At 72.3% G+C, this 25,268-nt stretch carries 17 protein-coding genes; 13 read left to right on the top strand and 4 right to left on the bottom strand.

Annotation, left to right across the window (positions count from 1 at the left end):
* Positions 1 to 149: 149 nt before the first annotated feature.
* A complete protein-coding gene (locus tag ABD437_RS00975; RefSeq protein ID WP_035857072.1) occupies positions 150 to 566 on the top strand; it encodes a DUF3040 domain-containing protein in 417 nt (138 codons plus the stop codon).
* A 2,368-nt stretch (positions 567 to 2,934) separates the two neighbouring features.
* Here ABD437_RS00975 and ABD437_RS00970 read toward each other — a convergent pair.
* The 3 genes from ABD437_RS00970 to ABD437_RS00960 are packed head-to-tail and all read right to left on the bottom strand — an operon-like array spanning position 2,935 to position 7,576.
* Entirely contained in the window at positions 2,935 to 5,259 is a 2,325-nt protein-coding gene (locus ABD437_RS00970) for a transglutaminase TgpA family protein (RefSeq protein ID WP_344646773.1), read from the bottom strand.
* Complete coding sequence (locus tag ABD437_RS00965; RefSeq protein ID WP_425558062.1) at positions 5,256 to 6,590, bottom strand: DUF58 domain-containing protein; 1,335 nt, start codon at positions 6,588 to 6,590, stop codon at positions 5,256 to 5,258. The genes ABD437_RS00970 and ABD437_RS00965 overlap by 4 nt, the downstream gene beginning before the upstream one ends.
* On the bottom strand, positions 6,590 to 7,576 hold the full coding sequence (locus ABD437_RS00960; RefSeq protein ID WP_344646809.1) for an AAA family ATPase: 987 nt from the start codon (positions 7,574 to 7,576) through the stop codon (positions 6,590 to 6,592). The genes ABD437_RS00965 and ABD437_RS00960 overlap by 1 nt, the downstream gene beginning before the upstream one ends.
* Positions 7,577 to 8,038: 462 nt before the next feature.
* Here ABD437_RS00960 and leuS point away from each other — a divergent pair, with 462 nt between their 5' ends.
* The 4 genes from leuS (at position 8,039) to ftsL (ending at position 13,497) form a co-directional block, all read left to right on the top strand.
* Positions 8,039 to 10,903 carry a leucine--tRNA ligase gene (gene leuS / locus ABD437_RS00955; RefSeq protein ID WP_344646771.1) on the top strand — a complete coding sequence of 955 codons (2,865 nt, stop codon included), beginning with the start codon at positions 8,039 to 8,041 and terminating at the stop codon, positions 10,901 to 10,903.
* 300 nt (positions 10,904 to 11,203) lie between these two features.
* Positions 11,204 to 11,635 (top strand): division/cell wall cluster transcriptional repressor MraZ, encoded by a 432-nt coding sequence (gene mraZ / locus ABD437_RS00950; protein ID WP_035857067.1) that lies wholly within the window; start codon positions 11,204 to 11,206, stop codon positions 11,633 to 11,635.
* Positions 11,636 to 11,821: 186 nt separating this feature from the next.
* Complete coding sequence (gene rsmH, locus ABD437_RS00945; protein ID WP_344646770.1) at positions 11,822 to 12,814, top strand: 16S rRNA (cytosine(1402)-N(4))-methyltransferase RsmH; 993 nt, start codon at positions 11,822 to 11,824, stop codon at positions 12,812 to 12,814.
* Positions 12,814 to 13,497 (top strand): cell division protein FtsL, encoded by a 684-nt coding sequence (gene ftsL / locus ABD437_RS00940; RefSeq protein ID WP_344646769.1) that lies wholly within the window; start codon positions 12,814 to 12,816, stop codon positions 13,495 to 13,497. Before rsmH ends, ftsL begins: the two co-directional genes overlap by 1 nt.
* A 220-nt stretch (positions 13,498 to 13,717) precedes the next feature.
* On the opposite strand, the gene ABD437_RS00935 is transcribed toward ftsL, so the two are convergent.
* On the bottom strand, positions 13,718 to 14,002 hold the full coding sequence (locus tag ABD437_RS00935; RefSeq protein WP_344646768.1) for a hypothetical protein: 285 nt from the start codon (positions 14,000 to 14,002) through the stop codon (positions 13,718 to 13,720).
* Between the two features lie 70 nt (positions 14,003 to 14,072).
* Between ABD437_RS00935 and ABD437_RS00930 the strand changes: the two genes are divergently transcribed.
* Genes ABD437_RS00930 through murC form a run of 8 tightly spaced genes read left to right on the top strand, consistent with a single transcriptional unit; the run spans position 14,073 to position 25,251 of the window.
* Positions 14,073 to 15,926, top strand: a complete 1,854-nt coding sequence (locus tag ABD437_RS00930) for a peptidoglycan D,D-transpeptidase FtsI family protein (RefSeq protein ID WP_344646767.1) — start codon at positions 14,073 to 14,075, stop codon at positions 15,924 to 15,926.
* Positions 15,927 to 15,942: 16 nt separating this feature from the next.
* Positions 15,943 to 17,490 carry a UDP-N-acetylmuramoyl-L-alanyl-D-glutamate--2,6-diaminopimelate ligase gene (locus ABD437_RS00925; protein WP_486304004.1) on the top strand — a complete coding sequence of 516 codons (1,548 nt, stop codon included), beginning with the start codon at positions 15,943 to 15,945 and terminating at the stop codon, positions 17,488 to 17,490.
* The gene (locus tag ABD437_RS00920) at positions 17,487 to 18,935 is read left to right on the top strand and encodes a UDP-N-acetylmuramoyl-tripeptide--D-alanyl-D-alanine ligase (RefSeq protein WP_344646765.1); all 1,449 of its coding nucleotides are present in this window, start codon (positions 17,487 to 17,489) and stop codon (positions 18,933 to 18,935) included. The genes ABD437_RS00925 and ABD437_RS00920 overlap by 4 nt, the downstream gene beginning before the upstream one ends.
* Positions 18,932 to 20,008 (top strand): phospho-N-acetylmuramoyl-pentapeptide-transferase, encoded by a 1,077-nt coding sequence (gene mraY / locus ABD437_RS00915; protein WP_035857065.1) that lies wholly within the window; start codon positions 18,932 to 18,934, stop codon positions 20,006 to 20,008. Before ABD437_RS00920 ends, mraY begins: the two co-directional genes overlap by 4 nt.
* Positions 20,005 to 21,387 (top strand): UDP-N-acetylmuramoyl-L-alanine--D-glutamate ligase, encoded by a 1,383-nt coding sequence (murD, locus tag ABD437_RS00910; protein WP_344646764.1) that lies wholly within the window; start codon positions 20,005 to 20,007, stop codon positions 21,385 to 21,387. The genes mraY and murD overlap by 4 nt, the downstream gene beginning before the upstream one ends.
* A 2-nt stretch (positions 21,388 to 21,389) precedes the next feature.
* Positions 21,390 to 22,718: a putative lipid II flippase FtsW gene (ftsW, locus tag ABD437_RS00905; protein ID WP_344646763.1), complete on the top strand. Its 1,329-nt coding sequence runs from the start codon at positions 21,390 to 21,392 to the stop codon at positions 22,716 to 22,718.
* Positions 22,715 to 23,827, top strand: coding sequence for a UDP-N-acetylglucosamine--N-acetylmuramyl-(pentapeptide) pyrophosphoryl-undecaprenol N-acetylglucosamine transferase (locus ABD437_RS00900; RefSeq protein WP_344646762.1), 1,113 nt, complete (start codon positions 22,715 to 22,717; stop codon positions 23,825 to 23,827). The genes ftsW and ABD437_RS00900 overlap by 4 nt, the downstream gene beginning before the upstream one ends.
* Positions 23,824 to 25,251 carry a UDP-N-acetylmuramate--L-alanine ligase gene (murC, locus tag ABD437_RS00895; protein ID WP_344646761.1) on the top strand — a complete coding sequence of 476 codons (1,428 nt, stop codon included), beginning with the start codon at positions 23,824 to 23,826 and terminating at the stop codon, positions 25,249 to 25,251. The genes ABD437_RS00900 and murC overlap by 4 nt, the downstream gene beginning before the upstream one ends.
* Positions 25,252 to 25,268 lie beyond the last annotated feature (17 nt).

The following is a 25,268-nucleotide window of genomic DNA, read 5'->3' as shown; positions in this document are numbered from 1 at the left end:
CGACTACGAGCGTGGCCGTCTGTCTTTCCGACATCGCGCACCGCTCGTAAACTCATGGTCGGAAAGCCGCAACGGCCGTTCCACGGCGGTCGCCCATGTCCGGGCTTCCGGATCGGTTGGAGCGGCCCTGAAGAGCGGGGAGGAGTGCCGTGCCGCTCTCTGAGAACGAGCAAAGGCTGCTCGAGCAGATCGAGCGCGGCTTGCTCGCGGACGACCCTAAGTTCGCGGACAAGGTGCGCTCGACCGACCCTCGGCATCGCGCGGTCCGGCGCGGTGCGCTCGCGGTCGCTCTGTTCCTCGTTGGTGTTGCGATCATGGTGTTCGGCCTGGTCAGCAAGATCGCTCCCGGGGGAGTGCCGCTGCTGGGGATCCTCGGTTTCGTGGTGATGTTCGGTGCCGCGGTACTGGGGGTCCAGTCCTACCTGTACACCGGTCGCGGCGAGCAGAAGCCACTGCACGCCGTCGGAAGTGAGCCCAAAGCTCGCAACCGCAGCCGGGGACATCGGTCGTCGCTTCTCGATCGGCTCGAGGAGCGGTGGCGTCGTCGGGCCGACGAGGATCGCTGATCGAAGCGAACGGGGGAGCGCGGAGGTTCGGCTCTCCCCCGGGGTAGTACCCGCGCTGACCGGTTCGCCCGGTCAGCGCACGCGTCTCTCCTGACGCTGCCGTCACTCTGGCCGCCGCTCCCAAGGCAGCGGCCGGAGTGTTTTCCGTCACCTCCGGGTGAGCTGTAGCCGCGCAGCTGTGTGGTTGGTTCGGAGCCCGCGCCGGTCTTGGTCCTGCGCTTGTTTCGCCCCCCGTGGTCGGGCTGGTTCCGCACCTGCCCCGGGTCGGGGCCTTGTACCCGACGCCGGACCGTATCTCCGTCGGTCTGTGCTGGTTCCGCCGCCGACCAGGTACGGTCGGGCTGGTCTTTCAGAGGCCCGTGTCCGCCTTGGTGCCGTGCGCGTCGGCGCTGGTTTCGGCTTCGGTCGGGCCTCACGCCCGTGGCCAGGTGCACCTCACTCCGGCCGGCCCCTGTCCTGGCTGGCGCTACCTGCTCGCATCGTCCTGCGCTCTCCGCCTACTTCACCCGCGTTCGTACCGGGCGGGCGCCGCTCGGGCCGGGATTGGGGTGAGTCGGGCGTTGTCAGGCAAGGCGCCGGCTTGCCCAAGCCCGGTCAGCCGTCCACCGAGGCCGCCGTCGTCCGCAGCCGGTCGCCACCGAGGTCACCCGCTGCGGCGCTCTGTTGCCTCGGCGCTCTGCCGCTTGCGCCGCTGCTCGCTGGTGTTGCTCGCTGGCGTTGCCCGCTGCCCGGTGGCGTTGCCCGCTGTCCGGTGGCGTTGCCCGCTGTCCGGTGGCGTTGCCCGCTGCCCGGTGGCGTTGCCCGCTGCCCGGTGGCGTTGCCCGCTGCCCGCTGCCCGCTGGCGCTGGCTCCTGCCGTCGCCCGGGGCCGGTCTGAGTCGATCAGAGCCAGGAGTGCTGCTGCCAGTCCTCTTGGCCGCGCGCCCTTTTGGGGCCAGGCGCAGGTCGCCTGGCGCGGTGTACGGGGCGCCAGCACGTCGAAGGCGCTCGACGGTCGCCATGTCCCTGGCGCGACATTCGCATGCCAGGGTCCGAAGCTTGCGTACCGATGCCGGTGGCGCCGCGCGCTTGCAGGCCAGTGGCTCGGCGAGTGCGGGCCGGCGGCAGGCGCTCCCCATGCCGGAGCCGCAGCGCTCCGCGCCAGCAATACGGCGCCTGCGAGCGCGGAGGCGCGACGGTACCGCCGGTGCGCTCCCACGCCCGTGGCGCGGCGCTCTCACATGTGTGGCGCGGCGCTCTCACATGTGGTGCGGCGCTCGACGCGCGTGACGCGGCGTTCGCACGCCCATGACGCGGTGCTCGCACGGCCATGACGGGGTGCTCGCACGCCCATGACGCGGTGCTCGCACGCCCCTGAGTTTGTGGTGCCGCACTCCCACGCGCGTGGCGCGGCCCCCTCACACCCGTGGCGCGGCCCTCTCACACCCGTGGCGCGGCCCTCGCGCACCAGTGGTGCACAGGCACCGGTGGTGCACAGGCACCCGTGGTGCACAGGCACCGGTGGTGCACAGTGCGGGCACGCCGTGGTGATCGGCGCTAACAGGCCCGCAGCGCGACGCTTGCATGCCAGCGGCTTGCCGGATCGCGGGCCGAAGACACGGCGTTCGTATGCCGGAGGCACAGCGGCTGCGCGCCAGCAGCACAGCGCTTGCCAGCGGGGGCGCGGCGGTGCCGCCGCGGTCCCCCTGCGCCGGTGGTGCGGCCGCCTGCGCCGGTGGTGCGGGGTCCTCCTGCGCCGGTGGTGCGGGGTCCTCCTGCGCCGGTGGTGCGGGGTCCTCCTGCGCCGGTGGTGCGGGGTCCTCCTGCGCCGGTGGTGCGGGGTCCTCCCACGCCGGTGGTGCGGCCTCCTGCGCCGGTGGTGCGGGGTGCTCCCACGCCGGTGGTGCGGTGCTCCTACGCCGGTGGTGCGGTGCTCCCACGCCGGTGGCGCGGTGCTCCCACACGGTGGGTGGGGCGCTCTTACGCCAATGTCGCGGCGCTTGCCTCGCATGCCACTGGCTTGGCGAGCGCGGGTAAGCGGCACCGCGCTGCATACCGGAGGCACAGCTCCTCGCTCCACCAGTACGGCGCCTGCGAGCCGGGGCGAGGCAATGTCGCAGCGGCAATCGTGCGCCACCTCGGCCCCACCGCCGTCCACCCCGCGCGCACCGAGCGGACGTCCCTAGCGCACTCAGAGGAAGGGCCCCGAGACCGAACGGCCCGGCCGCGTGCCGAGCAACCACCTTTGAGCCGCGCACCGAGCAACCGCCCCTCGGCGCACTCAGCGGAAAGGCCCCCGGGTGCCCCTAGCCCGAACACCCCAGCCGCGCGACCGCTGCTGGGCCGCAGGCCGCGCCACCGCTACTGGGCCGCACGCCGCGCGAAAGCCCCTACTGCCGACGTGCCTTCGACGGCAAGGAACGCACCGCCGAACCAGCACGTTCCAGCGTCGAAGCCGGCACGAACTCCGCCCTGAACCTCCGACCCTTCGGGCTCCGTTGGTGCAGGGCCGCCCGCACCGTCACCACGGCCTGGGCCAAGCCCGGCACCGCGTGCACCCGAGGCGCGTACCGCGCCTGTTCCTCCGCGCTCGCGAGCAACCTCAGCGCCCCTTGCGCCGACTCGTCGAACCCGTCGGCCCGCAGACGCTGGGAGAGCCCTCGCGGTGTCTCGCCGGCCTCGGCCGGCCCGTCCAGGTCGACCAGGGTGTCGATGACCTCGTCCCAGGCCGCGTGGGCCGCGGCGGCGGGGTCGCCGTGGTTGAGCGACGCCAGGCGCTTGGCCCGTACCCAGTGCCGCACGATCGCCGGGGTCATCACCAGGGCCACGACGGCCAGTACGCCGAACGCCCAGGCCAGGATCAGGAGGATCAGCGACAGCAGGGGTCGGCTCTTCTCGTCTTCCTTCTTCCCGGCGGCCGCGTCGGCGTCCAACGGCTCGCGCGCTTCCGGCGCCGCGGCTTCCTCGGTGGGCGCGGCCGCGGCCTGCTCCTCCTCGACCGGCGTCTGCTCGGTCGACTCACCCGGGTCGGAGGCGCCGCCGTTGACCCAGGACAGGTCGCCGGTGTTGCCGGTGCCGCTCGGCGGGGTCGGGTCGAACGGCACCCAGCCGATGCCCGGGAACATGATCTCCACCCACGCGTGGGCGTCGTGGCTGGTGATCAGCCAGGACCCGTCCTGCGGGGTGCCGTACCCGAAGCCGATCGCCACCCTCGCCGGCAGACCGGCGAGCCGGGCCATGTACGCCATCGCCGACGCGTACTGCTCGCAGTATCCCCGCCGGTTGTCGAGGAACGAGACGATCGCGCTCTCGCTGGTGCCGGCCGCGGTCTGCAGGTCGTACTCGAAGCCGTTCTCTTTCGAGAAGAAGTTGTTGATCGCGACGGCCTTGTCGTACTCCGTCGACTTGCCCGCGACGAGCGCGTTGACCTGCTGCTTGACGCTGGCGTCGGGGTTCTTGAGCTCGGTGTAGCGCTTGACCGTGCTGTCGCCGGCGTTCAGCTTCGCGGCGTCGCGGAGCAGGCCGGGGCTGTACTGCACGCGCCGGGATTCGAACCGGTACCGCAGGCCCTTGGTGGTGTCGGCGGTGCTGAACACCGCCTCGGAACCCCGGTCGAACCGCCAGTCGCCGTCGACGTCGATCGACGTGGGGTTCGAGTACACCGGCAGGTACCGCGACTGCGTCAGCCCGAGGACCTCGACCGACGTCTCCTGCGACAGGGTGGGTGTGCCGCCGCTGATGCCCGACACGTTCGGCACGCCCCGGCGGACCCTGGCCTCCTGCTTCGCGGTCATGTCGCGCAGCGTCCAGCCGTTGCCGGTGAAGTTCTCCAGCGTGGCCAGGCGGAGGTAGAACGGCTGCTGGTCGTTGGTGCGCACGCGGAGCAGGTCGACCGGTTCGTCCCGGGTGAGCTGCCCGCGGAGCTGGGTGACGGGGTTGATCGCGGTCACGGTGCGACCGCTGCCGCTGCCCGGCAGCCCGTTCTCGAACAGCGAGTGCAGGCCCTCGGCGGAGAGCGCGGGCACCCCGGCCGGGATCAGCACGGCCAGCACGATGCCGAAGATCGCCAGCCGGCCGGCGACGAGCGACCCGCCGGTGCGCGAGGGTTCCGTCCCGGTGGTGCCGGCGTGGAACGGGCGCCCCCAGCGGCGGATCGTGGTGCCGTGTTCGGCGGCGAGCAGCCAGCAGAAGCCGGCCGCGCCGAGCGTGAACGGGAGCCAGCCGATGCCGTCGCGGTCGACGGCGACCGGCACCGTGTACAGGCCCAGCAGCGGGAGGCCGGCCAGCGCGGCCCGGCCCAGCACGGACGCCAGCACGTCGACCAGGATCGCGACGAGGCCGACGCCGCCGACCGTCAGCAGCAGGATGCCGGGGCGTGCCGGCACCGGGGCGGCGAGTTCGGCGATGTCGGCGAACGCGTTGGACACGTCGGCGCGCAGGCCGACGATCGTGGCCGGCGTGGGGATGACGCCGAGGAAACGGTCGTGGCCGAAGACGATCGTGGTGTACAGGAGCACGGCGAGCGCACCGACCACCGGCTGCAGCCAGGAGGGGGTGCGCAGCGCGCGGGCGCCGATGCCGGCCAGCGTGACGACGACGACCCCGCCGCCCACCACCGGAAGCCACGACCAGCCTTCCAGGACGCCGCGCAGCGACGTGGCGCAGAGCAGCGTCGCGACACCGGCGACCGCCGAGACGTAGGTCCGTCGGTTCATCGAGGAACTCCTGATCCGTTCGACGCCCACTGCCCGTTCGGAGCTCCGTGGCCTTCCGGCGCCTCCGGGCCACCGCCCGCCAGCGCCGCCCCGCCACCGGCCGTCCCGGCCAGCGTCCACAGGCTGCTGATCCGTGCTCCCGGCCGGGCCGGCAGCACCTTCCACCCCGCGGCCGCGAGCCGGGCGACGTTCTCCTGGTAACGACGTTCGGCGTCGGACTTCGCCGCGCCCGGCAGCGACGCCCACGCCGTCGAGTCGATCAGTACCGCGATCGACGTCCCGCCGGTGCGTGCGGCGGCCAGCCGGGCGCACTCCTCCGGCGTGAGCAGGCCGACGACCGCCACCAGCAGCTGGTCGCGCTCGTGCTGCAGCCGGTCGAGCGCCATCCCCAGCGACTGGATGCGGCTCGCCTCGGCTTCGGCCAGGATCCCCAGGGCGATGTTCTCCCCGCTCTCCGGCCGCAGCTCCGCGTCGACGCCGGCGTCGGTGACCAGGTGCAGGTCGAAGCCGGCGCGCAGCAGGTGACAGGTGATGCTCGCGGCCGAGGAGATCGCCCACTCCAAGCTGGACGTCGGACCGGTGCCGCGGTGGGCGCTGAACCGGGTGTCGACGAGCACGGTGCCGAGCGACTCGCGCGGCTGCTCCTCCCGGCGCACCATCAGCTCGCCCGTCCGGGCGGTCGACTTCCAGTGCACCCGGCGCAGGTCGTCGCCGACGCGGTACTCGCGGGTGCTGGCCGCGTCCTCGCCGCGGGCGACGGTCGAGCGGGGCTGGTTCGGCGACATGCCGGACTGGTCACCCTCCAGCGGGATCGACGCCAGCGGCGTCACCTGCGGGGTGACGATGATGCGCTCGGTGCGGGTGAACGAGCGGGTCAGCTCGCACAGGCCGAACGGGTCGGTGAGGCGGACGGTCAGCGGCCCGATCTCGTAGCGGCCGCGCACGTCGACCCGGATCGGGTACTCGACGCTGCTCCACTGCCTGCTCGCCAGCCGGTCGAGCACGAACCGGGGCGGTTCGCCCAGCGCGGGCGGCAACTGCTCCTCGAGCAGCAGGACACCGGTCGGCACCCGGGACAGGTTCTCCAGACGCAGCGCCACCGAGGCGGGGTTGCCGGCCTGGATCCGGCCGGGATGGACCGCGCGCGTGCAGGACAGCCGGTAGCGGGTGCGCGCGACCGCGATCACGGCCAGGATCGGCAGCGCCGCCAGCAGGCCCGCGACCTGGAGCAGTTCCCGCTCGCCGAGGGCGAACGCGGAGACGGTCGCGGCTGCCGCGGCCGCCAGGAAACTGCGGCCCCGCGTCGTCAGCCCGCGTAGGGCGGCTCGGATCACCGCGTCCGACGCCCGCCCCGGGCGTCCGGCACCGGCACCCTGGCGACGAGATCGGCCAGGATCACGTCGGCCGTCCGCCGGTTGAACACGGCCTCCTCGGTGGGGATCAGCCGGTGGGTGAGCACCGGCGCCGCCAGCCGCTGGATGTCGTCGGGGAGCACGTAGTCCCGGCCTTCGACCGCGGCGAACGCGCGCGCGGTGCGCAGCAGCTGCAGGCTGGCCCGCGGGCTCGCGCCGAGCCGCAGGTCGGGGTTGTTGCGGGTGGCGCTCACCAGGTCGATGACGTACCACTTGACCGGCTCGGCCACGTGGACCCGCCGGACCGCCTCGATCAGCAGACGGATCTCGTTGCCGTCGCACACCGGCCGCAGGCCGTCGAGCGGGTCCTGCTCGCCGTGGCCGTCGAGCATCGCGAGCTCGGAGCGCCGGTCGGGGTAGCCCATCGCCAGGCGCGCGGTGAACCGGTCGCGCTGCGCCTCCGGCAGCGGGTAGGTGCCCGCCATCTGCGTCGGGTTCTGGGTGGCGATCACCATGAACGGGTTCTGCAGCGGGTAGGTGATGCCGTCGACCGTCACCTGACGCTCTTCCATGCACTCGAGCAGCGCGGACTGCGCGTGCGGCGAGGCGCGGTTGATCTCGTCACCGACGACCAGGTTCGCGAACACCGGACCCGGCTTGAACTCGAACGACCGGTTCTCGGGGTTGTAGATGCTGACGCCGGTGACGTCGGACGGCAGCAGGTCGGGGGTGAACTGGATCCGCCGTACCGATCCGTCGATCGACCGCGCGAGCGCCTTCGCGAGCTTCGTCTTGCCGACGCCGGGCACGTCCTCGATCAGGAGGTGGCCCTCGGCCAGGAGAACGGCGACCGCGAGCGAGATCGTCGACGTCTTGCCCTCGATGACCCGCTCGACGTTCGCGACGATGCGGTCGGTGACGAGTCGGACGCTCCCTAGATCGACCGGGGGGCCGTAGTTCTCCAGCGTGCCGTGCGTCGTCACCGACTGCCCTCTTCCTCGATCCGCCAGCGCGGATCCACATGTTTACCTGCACGTGCGAAAAGCTTGCGAAAGGCGGCGGGGGAATGCCAAGCCCGGCGACTATTGTTCCAGGATCCCGCCCGACCGCCAGGCGATCGGCATTGGTCAACACATCCGTACCGGTGTGTACCTTTTTCACCGCGCGCGTTATACGCGTCGGCAGCCGAATCGGCGGAGCGGTATAGTGCACGCATGGTGAGCGCCGAGGTTCGTAGCCCCGTGGCCGGTCCCTGCCGCAAGGGTGCCGGGCTCCTTATCGTGCCGTGCTGACGCGCGGCTGCACCGCCCGCTAACCGGCGGCCGCAGCCATCCCGCGATCGGTCAGCACGGCGACCCCTCCATAGCGAGGGGTTTTTTCGTGTCTCGAGCCCGCCACTATCCAGTCTTCAGTCAAGGAATCCCACGATGAGCGAGCAGAACTCCACCGACGCGCCCGCGCACCGCTATACGGCAGCGCTGGCCGCATCGATCGAGGAGCGCTGGCAGGACCGCTGGGAGGCCGACGGCACGTTCCACTCGCCGAACCCCTCCGGTCCGCTGGCCGCTCCGTCGCCGGGTTGGCACAACGACGGCGGCACGCCGATGTTCGTCATGGACATGTTCCCGTACCCCTCCGGCGCCGGGCTGCACGTCGGCCACCCGCTGGGGTACATCGGCACCGACGTGTACGCGCGCTACCACCGCATGCTGGGCTACAACGTCCTGCACCCGATGGGCTTCGACTCGTTCGGCCTGCCCGCCGAGCAGTACGCGGTGCAGACCGGTACGCACCCCCGCAAGACCACCGACGAGAACATCGACCGGTACAAGGCGCAGCTGCGCCGGCTGGGCTTCGGCCACGACAGCCGTCGCCTGCTGGCCACCACCGACGTCAGCTACTACCGGTGGACGCAGTGGATCTTCCTGCAGATCTACAACTCCTGGTACGACGTCGAGACGGGTAGGGCGCGCCCGATCGAGGAGCTGGAGGCGCAGTTCGCGTCCGGCGCCCGGCGCGCGGCAACTCCGTGGGACCAGATGTCACGCACCGAACAGCGCAAGCTGATCGACTCCCACCGCCTGGCCTACCTGTCCGAGGCGCCGGTCAACTGGTGCCCCGGCCTGGGCACCGTGCTGGCCAACGAGGAGGTCACCGCCGACGGCCGCTCCGAGCGCGGCAACTTCCCGGTCTTCAAGCGGCGGCTGCGTCAGTGGATGATGCGCATCACCGCCTACGCCGACCGGCTGGCCGACGACCTGGACCAGGTCGACTGGCCGGAGTCGATAAAGGTCATGCAGCGCAACTGGATCGGACGCTCGACCGGCGCGTACATCGACTTCGCGATCGCCGACGGCGCACCCAAGAAGCGGCACAGCGCACCGAACGCGACGATCCGGGTGTTCACCACCCGGCCCGACACCGTGTTCGGCGCCACCTACCTGGTCGTGGCGCCGGAGCACCCGCTGCTGGACGCGATCGTGCCGGACGAGTGGCCGGCCGACGTCCCGCCGGCCTGGAAGACCGCTGACGACCCGTCCACCGCGGTCGCCGCCTACCAGGCCCAGGCCGCGGCGAAGTCCGACATCGAGCGCTCCGCCGACGCCCGCAAGAAGACCGGTGTCTTCACCGGCTCCTACGCGGTCAACCCGGTCAACGGCGCGAAGGTGCCGGTGTTCGTCGCCGACTACGTGCTGACCGGCTACGGCACCGGCGCGATCATGGCTGTGCCCGGTCAGGACGAGCGTGACTGGGAGTTCGCCGAGGTCTTCGACCTGCCGATCGTCCGCACCGTGCAGCCCAGCGAGGGCTTCGACGGCAAGGCGTTCACCGGCGACGGCCCGGCGATCAACTCCGGCTTCCTGGACGGCCTGGGGGTGGCCGAGGCCAAGAAGCGGATCATCGACTGGCTGGTCGAGAACGACCACGGTGAGGCCACCACCACCTACAAGCTGCGTGACTGGCTGTTCAGCCGGCAGCGGTACTGGGGCGAGCCGTTCCCGGTGCTGTACGACGAGGACGGGCTGCCGGTCGCGGTGCCCGAGTCGATGCTGCCGATCGTGCTGCCGGAGATCGACGACTACTCGCCGCGCACGTTCGACCCGGACGACGCCGACACCGACCCGGAGCCGCCGCTGGCGCGCGCCGACGAGTGGGTCAACGTCACGCTGGACCTGGGTGACGGCCCCAAGCAGTACCGCCGCGAGACCAACACCATGCCGCAGTGGGCCGGTTCCTGCTGGTACGAGCTGCGTTACCTGGACCCGACCGACGAGGGCGAGTTCGTCGATCCGGCGAACGAGCAGTACTGGATGGGCCCCACCGCGGCCAAGCCGGCCGGCGGCGTCGACCTGTACATCGGCGGCGTGGAGCACGCCGTGCTGCACCTGCTGTACGCGCGCTTCTGGCACAAGGTGCTGTTCGACCGCGGGCACCTGCGCTCGTCCGAGCCGTTCGGTCGCCTGTACAACCAGGGCTACATCCAGGCCTACGCGTACACCGACGCGCGCGGCGCCTACGTGCCCGCCGACGAGGTGGTGGAGCAGGACGGCGTCTACACCTGGCACGGCCAGCCGGTGAACCGCGAGTACGGCAAGATGGGCAAGTCGCTGAAGAACGTCGTCACGCCCGACGAGATGTGCGCCGAGTACGGCGCCGACACGTTCCGGGTGTACGAGATGTCGATGGGCCCGCTGGACGTCTCGCGTCCGTGGGAGACCCGGGCGGTCGTCGGGTCGATGCGGTTCCTGCAACGGCTGTGGCGTACCGCGGTCGACGAGGAGACCGGCGACCTGCGGGTCACCGACGACGAGGCCGACGACGCGACGAAGCGCCTGCTGCACCGCACGATCGACGGCGTCCGGGGCGACCTGGAGGGGCTGCGTACGAACACCGCGGTCTCCAAGCTGATCGAGCTGACCAACCAGGTGACCTCCACCTACAGCGCGAAGGCCGCGACGCCCCGTGAGGTCGTCGAGCCGCTGGTGCTGATGGTCGCGCCGTTCGCGCCGCACCTGGCCGAGGAGCTGTGGGCGAAGCTGGGCCACGAGGAGACGCTGACCTACCACCAGTTCCCGGTCGCCGACCCGGCTCTGCTGACCGCCGCCGAGATCGAGTACCCGGTGCAGGTCAACGGCAAGGTGCGGGGCCGCATCACGGTCCCGGCCGACGCCGATCAGGCTGCGGTCGGTGCCGCGGCGCTGGCCGAGCCGAAGGTCGCCGCGTTCCTGGGCGGCAAGGAGCCCCGGAAGCTGATCGTCGTGCCGGGCCGGATCGTGACGGTCGTCGTCTAGTAAGCGTGATGTAGTTCACCGGGCCGGTGCCCCCGAGTGGTCGGGGTCACCGGCCCGAAGTGTGTTAGCGCCCGGGAACCCCTTTCGCTGCACTTCCCGATGGACACCGGAGCGTGGGTGGGGGAGTGCCCCACCGGAGTGCCAACTCGCCCCACTCACGCTCCACCACGCTGACCTGCGAAGACATCCGTGTGACACCTGGCGGCTACGGGTTTGAGTCGTTGACGGTGGGGGGAAGTGGAGTACAGTGGGGCGTGATGGAGCGTCTGGGATGCTCCAATCCAGGGGGAGGCGGGTGCCGTGTTCCTTGGCACGCACACGCCCCGACTGGATGACAAGGGTCGGCTCTTCCTGCCGGCGAAGTTCCGTGACGAGCTGGCAGGAGGCCTGGTGGTGACGAAAGGGCAGGAACGATGCCTCTTCGTCTTCCCGATGACCGAATTCAGCCGGGTCGCCGAGCAGCTTCGCGCCGCTCCGATGACCCACAAGGCCGCCCGCGCCTACAGCCGGGTGTTCTTCGCCAGCGCACACGACGAAGTCCCTGACCGGCAGGGGCGCATCACGATCCCCGCTCATCTGCGGGAGTACGCCGGCCTCGATCGGGACTGCGTGGTGATCGGGGCCAGCACCAGGGTCGAAATTTGGGATCGGCAGGCGTGGGACAACTACCTCGCCGAGTCCGAGGAAGCGTTCGCAGAGGTCGAGGAGGAGGTGCTGCCCGGGATTTTCTGACCGCGGCGAGATTTGTTCGGGGCCGGCCGAGTCCCGTGACGTGAGGTCTCCAGCCGCTTGGCGACACTCCTGGCGCACCTTCCCCGGCGCCAGGCCACGCGAAGCGGATGGGGACCTGGCGACACGGTGAGCGCCCGGCCCCTTCGTACACCGGATGCGACCGGGCACCGGATCCAAGGGGGCGGCATGGCCGAGGACGAGGTGACTCCTCACGCCGCTATTCATGTTCCGGTGCTTCTGGGGCGCTGTCTCGACCTTCTCGCGCCCGTCCTGAGCCGCCCGAACGCGGTGGTGGTCGACGGCACGCTCGGCCTCGGCGGCCACACGGCCGCGATGCTCCAAGCGCATCCCGACGCGACGGTGATCGGCATCGACCGTGACCCGGACGCGTTGCGCCGCGCCACCGAACGGCTGGGTGCCGACGCGCGCCGCGTCCATTTCGTCCACGCGGTGTACGACCAGATCCCCTACGCGCTCGAGCAGGCCGGCGTGCGGGCGGTGGACGGGTTCCTGTTCGACCTCGGCGTCTCGTCGCTGCAGCTCGACGAGGACGACCGGGGCTTCTCCTACGCCCGCGACGCACCGCTGGACATGCGGATGGACACGTCACGCGGGATCACCGCGGCCGACGTGCTCAACACGTACTCGCACGGTGACCTCGCCCGGGTGCTGCGCACGTACGGCGAGGAGAAGTTCGCGCCGCGGATCGCGTCGGCCGTCCTGCGCGAACGGGAGCGGGCACCGCTGAACTCCAGCGCGCGACTCGTCGAACTGGTGCGCGACGCGATCCCGGCCGCGGCCCGCCGCACCGGGGGCAACCCGGCCAAGCGGACGTTCCAGGCGCTGCGCATCGAGGTCAACGGCGAGTTGGACGCGTTGCGCAACGCGTTGCCCGCCGCGCTGGACGCCGTCCGGCCGGGTGGGCGCGTCGTCGTGATGTCGTACCAGTCGTTGGAGGACCGGCTGGTCAAGCAGGCCTTCGCCGAGGTCACCCAGGACCGGACACCGCCCGAGCTCCCGGTGCCGCTGCCGGAGTACGGGCCCAGCTTCCGCACTTTGACCCGCGGCGCCGAGGTCGCGAGCCCGGCGGAGATCGCCGAGAACCCCCGGGCCGCTTCGGTGCGGCTACGAGCAGTTGAACGACTCCTGAGGGAATCCAACGAGGGCGAGGTGAACTGATGTCGAGCTCACGTGCCGGCCTGCGGTCGCGTCCGGGTGTGGTCCGAGAAGGACGCCCGCTGCCGAAGAGCACGCCGACGAAGGCCGGCCGGCCGGCCGCACAGCGACGCCGGGAGGCGGCGCCGATCAGCGTGCCGCCCTCGCCGTCGACGCCGTCCCGGCGGGCGACCACCGGGTCGCGGGCCCCGTTCATCGTGCTCGTGCTCGTGCTGGCCGCCGGTGGGCTGATCGGGTTGGTGCTGCTCAACACCGCGGTCAACGAGAACGCGTTCCGGCTGCACGACCTCGACACCGAGCAGGCCCGCCTGGACAAGGAGGAGCAGCGGCTCCAGCAGGCGCTGCAGGACCAGGAGTCGCCGAAGAAGCTGGCGGACCGGGCCAAGAAGATGGGGCTGGTGCCGGCCGGGGATCCCGGGTTCGTCGTGCTGCCCGACGGCAAGGTCGTGGGCACGCCGGTGCCGGCCAAGGCTCCGCCGTCGCCCACACCGTCCGCGACCTCGCCCCGCTCCTCGTCGTCCCCGTCCTCAGTCGCCGGAACCGACGCCGCCGGAACCGACGCCGCCGAAACCGACGCGGCTGAAACCGACGCCGCCGGAACCGACGCCGCCGGAACCGACGGGACGAACGACACCGCGGGTGACGAGGCGGACGGGACCACGCCGACGCCGTCGGCGGGCCGGTGATGGCGCCGCAACCGCCGCGCGACGGGCGCCGGAAAGCCGGCGGCTCCGGGCGGTCGGCCGACGAGAACGTGGTGCCCTTCCGGCCCCGCGAACCGGGCGGGTCACGGGAAGCGGGCGGGGCACGGTCGCGGGAGCGGCGGAGCCGTCTCTCGGAGGCACAGCAGTACCACCCGCGCGGCCGCACGGTCCGCGAGGGCGCCGAGCCCACACGCACCCCGCGTCAGTCCGCGGCCGGCTCCGGCCGGGGCCGTGGTTCCGCCGCGTCCGGGAAGTCGGCCGAGAGCGGAGGCGCGGCGGCCCGGTCCGGATCGACCGGCCGCTCGGCCGCGAACCGCACCGGCGGCTCCAGCCGGTCCACGTCCACCCGCAGCACGTCCGGAAGCTCCTCCGGTCGCGGCGCCACGACCAGCAGCGCCTCCGGCCGCGGCGGATCGACGAGCAGCGCCTCCGGCCGGAGCGGGTCGGCTCGGAGCGCCTCCGGCCGGAACACCGGCGCCCGGAGCACCGGCGGTCGGGGTACGGCCGCGCAAACACGGGGCACAGCCGGGCGGGCCACGGCGACGCGCGGTGGCACCGTGCGGCGCGGTGGCACCGGCCGCCGCCCGGCCCGCAGCGTCACCACGCGGCACGCGGAAGGCCCACCACCGCCCCGCCGGCGCCAGCTCCACCCCCCACCCCGCCGCGCGCGCGGCATCGCCCGCCTCGGCAACCCGAGCATCCGCCTCCGCGTCGGCCTCGCCGTTCTGCTGGCGCTCTTCGCCGCGGTCGGCGGCCGCGTCGTGCAGATCCAGTCCACCGAGGGCTCCCAGTACGCCGAGCTCGCCGCCAACTCCCGCCGGGACAAGGTCGAGATCTTCGCCCCGCGGGGCTCGATCCTCGACCGCGACGGCAACGTCCTCGCGCAGGACGTGCAGGGCGCGACGATCGCGGCCGACCCCGGTTACATCAAGAACCGTGCCGAGGTCGCCGCGGCCGTGGCCCCGGTGCTCGGTATGCCCGTCGCGACCGTCGCGGAGAAGCTCTCCCACGACACCCACGCGGACGGCACCAAGAACCGCTACGTCGTCCTGAAGAAGAAGGTGCCGCTCGCGGTCGGCGACCGGATCAACGCGCTCCGGGAGAAGATCCCGGGACTGATCGTCCAGGAGGACCAGGTCCGCGAGGTGCCCGGCGGCCCGTTCGCCGCGAACCTGCTCGGTTACACCGGCGCCGACGGCATCGGCCTGGCCGGCCTCGAGTCCAGCTACAACAAGCTGCTCGAGGGCACCAACGGCGAGCGGATCTTCGACAAGGGCGCCGGCGGCCAGGAGATTCCGGACGGCTACCACAAGGTCACGCCGGCCAAGGCGGGCTCCGATCTCGTCCTCACGATCGACCGGGACCTGCAGTACCAGACGCAGAAGCTGCTGGCCGAACGCGTGGCGGCGACGAAGGCCTACATGGGCACCGCGATCGTGATGGACGCGCACACCGGCGAGATCCTCGCGATGTCGAGCGTGCCGACCTACGACGCGTCCGATCCGAAGACCGCGAAGAAGGGCACGACGCTCGACCTGGCCACCGCCGCGGTCGTCGAACCCGGTTCGGTCCACAAGGCACTGACGGTGGCCGCCGGCCTGGACGCGGGCGTGATCGAACCCGACTCGGTGCTCACGCTGCCCGAGACCGTCACCAAGGGCGGTTACACCTACCGGGACACCCACAAGCACGCGAAGCCGGACTACACGCTGATGGGGATACTCGCCCAGTCCAGCAACGTCGGCACGATCGAGATCGCCGACCGGCTCGGGGCCAAGCGCCTCTACGACTACCAGCGCGCGTTCGGTCTGGGCAGCAAGACCGGTGTCGGGCTGCCCGGTGAGTCCGCGGGCATCGTCCAGCCGCCGTCGAACTGGAGCGGCTCGTCGGCGGGGTCGATCCCGATCGGGCTCGGCGTCGCGGTGACCCCGCTGCAGATGACCGCGCTCTACGCGACGCTGGCCAACGGCGGCATGAAGGTGCAGCCGACGCTGGTCAAGAGCGTGGTGGGCTCGGACGGCACCGCGCGGCCCGTCGAGCGGCCGAAGGCCAAGCGGGTGGTGAGCAAGGAGGCCGCCGACACGGTCGTGCGCGACATGACCGCGATCGCCACCGACGAGGGCACGGCGCCGCTGGCCGCGGTTCCGGGTTACATCGTCTCCGGCAAGACCGGCACCGGTTCGCGGGCCGAGGGCAACCGCTACCTGGACGGCAACGTGACGTCGTTCATCGGTGTCGTGCCGGCCGATTCGCCCCGCTACGTGATCAGCGTGATCGTCCACACGCCCAGTAACGGGGTCGGGGGCGCGATCGCCGGTCCCACCTTCGCCGACCTGGCCGGCTTCACGCTCCGGCGCTACGGGGTGTCACCATCCGGTGCCCCGGCCCCACCGATCACCTTGTACGGGTAGGTCGGCGGTAGGGTCTGTGGCCGTGTCCAACGCCAGCGTCCCGCGGCCTGCGTCCCCGGCAGCCGTTCCGGTGACGGAACTCGCCGGGCTCGTCGGCGGCAGTACCACCGGTGACGCGGTCGTCACCGGAGTCACCCATGACAGCTCAGCTGTTCGTCCCGGCGATCTGTTCGCCGCGCTTCCGGGCGCACGCACCCACGGGGCCCGGTTCGCGGCCCGCGCGGTCGAAGCGGGCGCGGTGGCCGTCCTCACCGACGCCGCCGGCGCCGAGTTCGTCGACGGTGTCCCGCTGATCGTGGTCGACGATCCGCGCGCGGTGCTCGGCACCGTCAGCGCACGCGTCTACGGCGACCCCAGCGCCGCGCTCACCGTCGTCGGCATCACCGGCACGAACGGCAAGACCACCACCGCCTACCTGATCGAGGCCGGGCTGCGCGCCGCCGGGCACGTCACGGCCCTGCTCGGCACCGTGGAGACACGCATCGCGGGCGAGCGGCTCGCGTCGGCACGCACCACCCCGGAGGCGCCCGACCTGCAGGCGCTGCTCGCGGTCGCCCGGGAGCGCGGTGTCACCGCGGTGGTCATGGAGGTCTCCAGCCACGCGCTCGCGCTGGACCGGGTGGCCGCGGTGCGGTTCGCGGTCGGCGCGTTCACCAACCTCGGCGTCGACCACCTGGACTTCCACACCGACGTCGAGGACTACTTCCGGGCCAAGGCGCGGCTGTTCGACGGCCGCTCCGAGCACGCGGTGGTCAACGTCGACGACGCCGCGGGCCGGCGTCTCGTGCGCCCGGGAGTCACCACGGTCTCGGCCGCCGGTGCGCCCGATGCCACCTGGCGGGTCGTCGAGCGCGGGCCGGACGGGTTCGTCCAGGACTTCGTCGTCGACGGCCCCGACGGCGCGCACACCGCGGCCCGGGTCGCCATGCCCGGCGCTTACAGCATCGAGAACGCCGTGCTGGCGCTGGCCGTGCTGCGGTCGGTCGGGGTGCCGCTGGACGTCGCCGTGGCGGCCGTGGCCGACGCCGGACAGGTGCCGGGCCGCATGGAGCGGGTCACCGGCGCGGCCGGAGGCCCGACCGGGTCGGCGGAGGGTCCGGCCGGTGTGGTGGACTACGCGCACGACCCGGGTTCGGTCGCGGCCGCGCTGGCCGCGCTGCGCCCGTTCACGGCCGGAAAACTGATCTGTGTGCTGGGCTGCGGGGGCGATCGGGATGCCGGTAAGCGTCCGCTGATGGGCGAGGCCGCGGCGCGGGGAGCGGACGTGTTCGTCGCGACCGACGACAACCCGCGCTCGGAGGATCCGGCGACGATCCGCACCGCCATGCTGGGCGGCGTCGCCCGGGTGCCGGCCGCGGAACGGGCCGAGGTCGTGGAAGTCGGTGACCGGGCGGCAGCGATCGCCGCCGCGGTCGAGCAGGCCGGGCCGGGCGACTGCGTCGCCGTGCTGGGCAAGGGACATGAGCAGGGCCAGGAGGTCGCAGGAGTGGTGCACCCGTTCGACGACCGGGAGGTGCTCGCGGCCGCGCTGGCCGCCGTCGGCACCCGGGGGGCACGGGCATGATCGCGCTCACGCTGGCCGAGGTCGCGGCCGCGACCGACGGTGACCTCCGCAACGCCGATCCGGCCACGGTGCTGACCGGGACGGTCGAGTACGACTCGCGCAAGGTGACCGCCGGCGGCGTCTTCGTCGCGCTGACCGGCGAGCGCGTCGACGGCCACGACTACGCGGCCGGCGCGGTCGAGGCCGGGGTGGCGGTCGTCCTCGCCACCCGTCCGCTCGACGGCGTGCCGTCGATCCTCGTCGACGACGCGCTCGTCGCGCTGGGCAAGCTGGCGCGCGCGGTCGTCGACCGCCTGCCCGACCTGACGATCGTCGGCGTCACCGGGTCCAGCGGCAAGACGTCCACCAAGGACCTGCTGGCCGCGGTGTGCGGGCGTCTCGGCCCGACGGTGGCCCCGCCGGAGTCGTTCAACAACGAGCTCGGCCACCCGTGGACCGTGCTGCGTGCCGACGCCGACACCCGGTACCTGGTGCTGGAGAAGAGCGCGCGCGGCGTCGGGCACATCCGGTGGCTCACCGAGATCGCCCCGCCGCGGATCGGCGTCGTGCTCAACGTCGGCGCCGCGCACGCCGGTGAGTTCGGCTCGATCGAGGCCACCGCGCAGGCGAAGGGCGAGCTGGTCGAGGCGCTGCCCGCGGAAGGGCTCGCGATCCTCAACGCCGACGACGGCCGGGTGCGTGCGATGGCGTCGCGTACCAAGGCCAGGGTCGTCCAGGTGGGCCTCGCTCCCGACGCCGACGTGCGGGCGAGCGACGTCACGCTCGACGGCATCGGCCGGCCGGGCTTCACGCTCCACGTGGGCGACGCGCACGCGCACGTCCAGCTGAAGCTGCACGGCGAGCACCACGTCGGCAACGTGCTGGCGGCGGCCGCGGTCGGCCTCGAGCTGGGGCTCGGCCTGGACGAGGTCGCCACGGTGCTGAGCGGGGCCACCCCGGTGAGCCGGCGCCGGATGGAGGTCACCGAGCGGGTCGACGGCGTGACCGTCGTCGACGACAGCTACAACGCGAACCCCGACTCGGTGCGCGCCGCGCTCAAGGCACTGCGCGCGATGGCCACGCCGGCGCCGAAGCAGGGCGAGGAGCCGCGGGGGCGGCGCCGGGTCTGGGCGGTACTGGGCCACATGGCCGAGCTGGGCGACACCAGCCGGGAACAGCACGACGCGATCGGGCGGCTGGCCGTCCGTCTGGACATCGACCGTCTGGTCGTAGTGGGCCCGGAGGCCGGCGCGATCCACGCCGGTGCGGTTCTGGAAGGGTCCTGGGGAGAGGAGTCGGTGCACGTGCCGGACGTGGACGCCGCGGTGGAGTTGCTGGGCAGCCAGCTCGCACCGGGCGACGTGGTGCTGGTGAAGGCGTCCCGGTCGGCGCGGCTCGACCGCGTCGTCGACGCCCTGCTGGCCGGGCCGGTGGCCACGCCGGCGCCCGGGGGTGGCCGGGCGTGAGGAGTGTTCTGGCCGCGGCGTTCGTGGCCTTCGTCGTCTCGATCTTCGGGACGCCCGTCGCGATCCGCTATCTGCACCGGCTGAAGTTCGGGCAGGAGATCCGCGAAGAGGGCCCGAAGCACCACCAGTCCAAGCGCGGTACGCCCACGATGGGCGGCATCGTCTTCATCCTCGCCACGGTCATCGCGTACGTGGTCGCCCAGATCGTCATCGGTGACCACCGGATCAGCCCGACCGCGGTGACGCTGCTCGGCCTGTTCGTCGGCATGGGCGCGGTCGGGTTCGTCGACGACTACATCAAGATCCGCAAGAAGCGCAGCCTCGGTCTCAACAAGCGGGGCAAGCTGATCGGCCAGGCCGTCGTCGCGGCCGCGTTCGCGTTCCTCGCGTTGAACCTGCCCGACGAGCAGGGTTACACGATCGCGTCGGAGAAGCTCTCGTTCATCCGGGACCTCGACTGGGCGCATCTCACCCAGGTGGGCGCGGCGCTGTTCTTCGCGTTCGTGGTGATCGCGGCGGCCAACGGCGTGAACCTCACCGACGGGCTGGACGGTCTGGCCACCGGCCCGTCGATCATGGTGCTGCTGGGCTACGTCCTGATCGGCTTCTGGCAGTACCGGCACATCTGCGGCGAGGTCGCCGGCCCGAACGGCTACTGCTACACCGTCCGCGACCCGCTCGATACCGCGCTGATCGCCGCCGCCGCGGCCGGCGCGCTGGCCGGGTTCCTCTGGTGGAACGCGCCCCCGGCCCGGCTGTTCATGGGCGACACCGGCGCGCTCGGCATCGGCGGCCTGATCGCCGGCCTGGCGCTCACCACCCGCACCACGCTGCTGCTGCTGATCCTCGGCGGCCTGTTCGTCATCGTGACGATGTCGGTCGTCATCCAGATCATCTCGTTCCGCAGCACCGGCAAGCGGGTGTTCCGGATGGCGCCGCTGCAGCACCACTTCGAACTGGCCGGGTGGCAGGAAACCACGATCGTCGTCCGGTTCTGGATCATCGCCGGCTTCTTCGTCGCGGCCGGTCTCGGCATCTTCTTCGCCGACTACCTGAACGTGCTGCAGCAATGACCGCGCGCTCCTGGTACCCGGGTCGCCACGTCCTCGTCGGCGGCACCGGGGTGACCGGTGCGGCGGTCACCCGGGCGCTGCAGTCGGTCGGCGCGCGGGTGACCGTGTTCGACCGGGTCGACTCCGCCGCGCTGCAGGAGCTCGCGGAATCGGGCGCCGAGGTGCTGGTCGACCCGGCGGAGCTCCCGGGCGACACCGACCAGGTGATCGTCTCGCCGGGGTTCCGGCCGGACCACCCGCTGCTGGCGGGCCCGTTGGCGGCCGGCATCGAGGTGTTCAGCGAGCCGGAGCTGGCCTGGCGCCTGCGCCCCAACGACACCCCGTGGCTCACCGTCACCGGCACGAACGGCAAAACCACGACCACCACGATGCTGGCGACGATCCTCGAGGCGGCCGGCCTGCGTACCACGGCCGTGGGCAACATCGGGGTGCCGCTGATCGACGCGGTGCTCGACCCCGAGCCGTACGACGTGCTCGCGGTCGAGCTCTCCAGCTACCAGCTGCACTGGTCCTCGACGCTGGCCCCGGCCGCCGCCGCGCTGCTGAATCTGGCCGACGACCACCTCTCGTGGCACGGAGACTTCGCCCGGTACGCGGCCGCGAAGGCGAAGCTCTGGCAGTTCCCCTCGACGGTGGCCGTCGGGAACGCCCAGGATCCCCGCGTGGCGGCGCTGCTCGCGACGGCGCCCGGCCGGGCCGTCGGGTTCACGCTCGAAGCGCCGCTGCCCGGTGAGTTCGGCGTCGTGCAGACGCTGCTCGTCGACCGCGGTTTCACCGCCGACCCGTCGCAGGCGTTCGAGGTGGGGTCGGTCACCGACGTCCGCCCGCCCGGCCCGCACAACGTCGCGAACGCGCTGGCCGCGGCCGCGCTGGCCCGCTCGCACGGCGTCGATCCCGACGCGGTGGCGGCCGGGCTGGCGGTCTACCGGCCGGAGCCGCACCGCAACGCGTTCGTCGCCGAGAAGAACGGCGTCACCTGGGTCGACGACAGCAAGGCCACCAACCCGCACGCGGCCGAGGCGTCGCTCTCGGCGTACCCGCGGGTCGTCTGGATCGCGGGCGGTCAGCTCAAGGGCGTCGACATCGCGCCGCTGGTCGGGACGGTCGCGGACCGGCTCGTCGGCGCGGTGCTGCTCGGCGTCGACCGGGCCGAGGTGGCCGACGCGCTGCGCCGACACGCGCCGCACGTCCCCGTGCGCGAGGTCGACAGGACCGATGATGGGGCCATGACCGATGTCGTGGCCGCCGCCGCCGCGCTGGCCGGCCCCGGCGACACCGTGCTGCTCGCGCCCGCCGCCGCGTCCCTGGACATGTTCGGCAGTTACGCCGCCCGCGGGCTCGCCTTCGCCGACGCGGTCGAGAAGCACCGGGGCTCCTGACGATGGCGGCGCCGGCGGGCCTGGACCGGGATGCCCACGTCGCACCCGGGCGGGCCGTCGGCGTGGTGGCCGGCCTCCTGCGCCGCCCGATGGCCTCCTACTACCTGCTATTGGGAAGCGCCGGGCTGCTGCTGGGCCTCGGTCTGATCATGGTGCTCTCGGCCTCCAGCATCGACTCGTACGCCAACTCGGGCAGCGCGTTCACGCAGTTCACCAAACAGCTGACGTTCGCACTGCTCGGCATACCGGCGTTCTGGCTGGCGCTGCGCGTGCCGATGCGCCTGTGGCCGCTGTTCGGCTGGCCGCTCGTCGTCGTCTCGATGATCCTGCTGGTGATGTTGCCGTTCTTCGGCAAAGAGGTGAACGGCGCGAAGCTGTGGCTGGCGCTGGGTCCGATCCAGATCCAGCCGGTCGAGGTGGCCAAGCTCGCGCTGGCGCTGTGGGGCTCCGCGGTGCTGGTGCGCAAACGGCCGCTGCTGACCGAGTGGCGCCACCTGGCGGTGCCGCTGCTGGCCGGGTCGGCGGTGCTGTTCGGCCTGGTGGGCCTGGAGGACTTCGGCGGCATGATGCTGCTGCTGTTCATCCTCGTCGCGCTGCTGTTCACCGCCGGGGTGCGGTTCCGGGTGTTCGCGACGCTCGGCGCGATCGCGTTCGTCGGCCTGGTGCCGCTGGTGGCGACGAAACCGGAGCGCATCTCGCGGCTGACCTGCTTCACCGATCCGTTCGCGCACCAGGACACCTGCGGGTACCAGGTCGTGCGCGGGTTCTACTCGCTGGGCACCGGCGGCTGGCTCGGCCTCGGCCTGGGGCAGAGCCGGGAGAAGTGGGGTGGCCTGCCCGAGGCCCACAACGACTTCATCTTCGCGATCATCGGCGAGGAGCTGGGCGTCCTCGGCTGTCTCGTCGTCGTCCTGCTGTTCGGGGTGCTGACCTACGCGGGCATCCGGATCGCGTCCCGGGTGGACGACCCGTTCCGCCGCCTGGTGGCCTCGGCCGCCACGGTCTGGCTGGCCGGCCAGGCGCTGGTGAACATGGGCGGTGTGGTGGGGCTGCTGCCGATCACCGGTGTCCCGCTGCCGCTGATGTCCGCCGGTGGCAGCTCGCTGATCCTGACCATGTTCGTGATCGGCATGCTGGCCAGTTTCGCCCGGCACGAACCCGAGGCCGTGCTCGCGTTGCACGCCCGCGGCCGGGCCTGGTGGGTGCGGTGGTCGGGCATTCCGCTGCCGGAGCTGCCCGGGCGTCCGGGCCGGGCACGGCAGGCGTTACGGTCTGGCAGGGCCGGGCGCCCGTTAGGCCACTACCGGGCGAGGACAGGAGGTCGTCGGTGACGTCGTTGCGCTCCGTCGTCCTGGCCGGTGGCGGAACGGGCGGGCACATCGAGCCGGCCCTCGCGCTGGCCGAATGCATCCGCCGCTACCACCCCGACGCACGCATCACCTGCCTCGGTACGCCGCGAGGGCTGGAAGCCGAGATCATCCCGGCCCGGGGCTGGGATCTCGAGCTCGTCCCGGCGTATCCGCTGCCGCGCCGCCCCAACGCCGATCTGGCCCGCACGCCCGGCCGCATCCGGCGCAGCGTGGCGGCCGTCAACGAGGTGCTCGACCGGGTCGGCGCCGAGGTCGTCGTCGGGTTCGGCGGCTACGTGGCCCTGCCCGCCTACCTGGCCGCGCGCCGGGCCAAGCTGCCGCTCGTGGTGCACGAGGTCAACGACCCGGCCGGCATCGCCAACAAGGTGGGCGCCCGGCTGACGCCGTTCGTCGGCCTCGGCGGCGAGCACGTGACGTTGCGCAACGGCACGGTGGTGGGGGTGCCGCTGCGCTCGACCATCACCGGTCTGGACCGCGCGGCGGCCCGGGCCGCGGCGCGCGACCACTTCGGGCTCGACCCCGACAAGCCCGTGCTGTTCGTCTCCGGCGGCTCGCAGGGCGCCCGCTCGCTGAACCTGGCGGTCACCGCCGCCGCGCCGGCGCTGGCGGCCGCGGGCATCCAGGTGTTGCACGTCGTCGGGGCCCGCAACACCCTCGACATCATGCCCGAGGCGACCGGTACGAAGTACGTGACGATGCCGTTCCTCGACCGGATGGACCTCGGGTACGCCGCCGCCGACCTGATGGTGTGCCGGGGCGGCGCGATGACCTGCGCCGAGGTCGCGGCGGTGGGCTTACCCGCGGTCTACGTCCCACTGCCGTGGGGCAACGGCGAGCAACGGCGCAACGCAGCACCGGTGACGCGGGCCGGTGGAGGACTGCTGGTGGAGGACGCGGAGTTGTCCGCGTCGTGGCTGGAGGAGAACGTGATACCGCTGTTGGGTGAACCCGACCGGACGAGCGCCATGGGGCGCGCCGCCGCCCGATACGGTCGCCGGGACGGTGACGAGGCCCTGCTCGCGCTGGTGTACCAGGCGGTCCGGGAGAACCAGCGGGAGGTGTCAGCATGACCGAGGACCTGTCGAAGCTCTCGGCGGAGGATCTCGGGCGGGTCCACGTCATCGGCATCGGTGGCGTCGGCATGCTCGGCGTCGCGCGGCTGCTGCTCACCCGCGGCATCCCGGTCAGCGGCAGTGACATCAAGGAGTGGCCGGCGCTGGAGACGCTCCGCGCGCTCGGCGCGACGATCCAGCTCGGACAGTCCGCGGAGAACGTCCGCGGCGTCGACACGGTCGTCTACTCCACCGCGATCCCGGCCGACAACGTCGAGCTGGTCGAGGCCCGCCGGCTGGGCCTGCGCGTGCTGCACCGTGCCGAGGCGCTGGTCACCGCGATGAACGGCCGCCAGGTGATCGCGATCGCCGGCACGAACGGCAAGACCACGACGACGTCGATGGTCACCACCGTGCTGCAGCACTGCGGCGTCGACCCGTCGTTCTTCATCGGGGGCGAGTTCGCCGACGCCGGGGTCGGTGCGCACCACGGGTCCGGTCAGCACTTCGTGGTCGAGGCCGACGAGAGCGACCGGTCGTTCCTGCTGTACTCGCCGTTCGTCGCGATCCTCACCAACCTCGAGGCCGACCACCTCAACACCTACGGCGACATGGCCGGCCTGGAGGCCGCGTTCCGCGAGTTCGTGGATCGCGTCCACCCGAAGGGCTTCGTCGTCGTCTGTGCCGACGACGCCGGCGCGGTGCGGCTGGGGGACTACGCCCGGTCCACCGGGCGGCAGGTCTTCTCCTACGGCCGCTCCGAGCACGCCGACCTGCGGCTGACCGAGGAGGCCGGTGACGTCGCCGGTACGTCCTACGTGGCGCGGCTGGCCGGGGTGAAGCTCGGCGCGGTGAGCGTGCCGGTGCCGGGCGGCTACCTGGCGCTGAACTCGGCCGCCGCGTTGCTGGCGGCGGTCAAGCTGGACCTCGACCCGGGCAAGGCGGTGGAGTCGCTCGGGCAGTTCCGCGGGGTGCGGCGCCGGTTCGAGCTCAAGGGCGTCGCGGCCGGTGTGCGGGTGTACGACGAGTACGCCTACCACCCGACGTCGATGACCGGCGCGCTCACGACGCTGCGCACGCTGGCCGGCACCGGGCGGCTGATCGTCGCGTTCCAGCCGTACCGGATGTACCGCACTGTCGCGTTCCAGGACGAGATCGCGCAGTCGCTGGCGCTGGCCGACGACGTCGTCGTCATGGAGGTGTTCGGGCCGGGCGAGGTGCGCGAACCCGGTCAGGGCGGCGCGCCGCTCGCCCGGGCGGTGCCGCTGCCGGCCGAGAACGTCGTGTTCGAACCGTCGTGGTCGGCGGTGGCCACCGAGGTCGTGAGCCGGGCCCGCCCGGGCGATCTCGTCGTGACGATGGGCGCGCCGCCGATCTCGATGCTGGGCACCGAGATCCTGGCGGCGCTCGAGGAGCAGCCGGTGGGTCGGCACTCCCGGTGAGGTCCGCGCCGGTACGC

The organism is Cryptosporangium japonicum, from assembly GCF_039524755.1.
GTDB lineage: Bacteria > Actinomycetota > Actinomycetes > Mycobacteriales > Cryptosporangiaceae > Cryptosporangium > Cryptosporangium japonicum.
This window is presented reverse-complemented; position numbering and strand designations above follow the sequence as displayed.

Coding starts and splice junctions, on each gene's coding strand:
- ABD437_RS00970 (WP_344646773.1), bottom strand. CDS start 5,259: ATGAACCGACGGACCTACGTCTCGGCGGTCGCCGGTGTCGCGACGCTG.
- leuS (WP_344646771.1), top strand. CDS start 8,039: ATGAGCGAGCAGAACTCCACCGACGCGCCCGCGCACCGCTATACGGCA.
- rsmH (WP_344646770.1), top strand. CDS start 11,822: ATGGCCGAGGACGAGGTGACTCCTCACGCCGCTATTCATGTTCCGGTG.
- ftsL (WP_344646769.1), top strand. CDS start 12,814: ATGTCGAGCTCACGTGCCGGCCTGCGGTCGCGTCCGGGTGTGGTCCGA.
- ABD437_RS00920 (WP_344646765.1), top strand. CDS start 17,487: ATGATCGCGCTCACGCTGGCCGAGGTCGCGGCCGCGACCGACGGTGAC.
- murD (WP_344646764.1), top strand. CDS start 20,005: ATGACCGCGCGCTCCTGGTACCCGGGTCGCCACGTCCTCGTCGGCGGC.
- ftsW (WP_344646763.1), top strand. CDS start 21,390: ATGGCGGCGCCGGCGGGCCTGGACCGGGATGCCCACGTCGCACCCGGG.
- murC (WP_344646761.1), top strand. CDS start 23,824: ATGACCGAGGACCTGTCGAAGCTCTCGGCGGAGGATCTCGGGCGGGTC.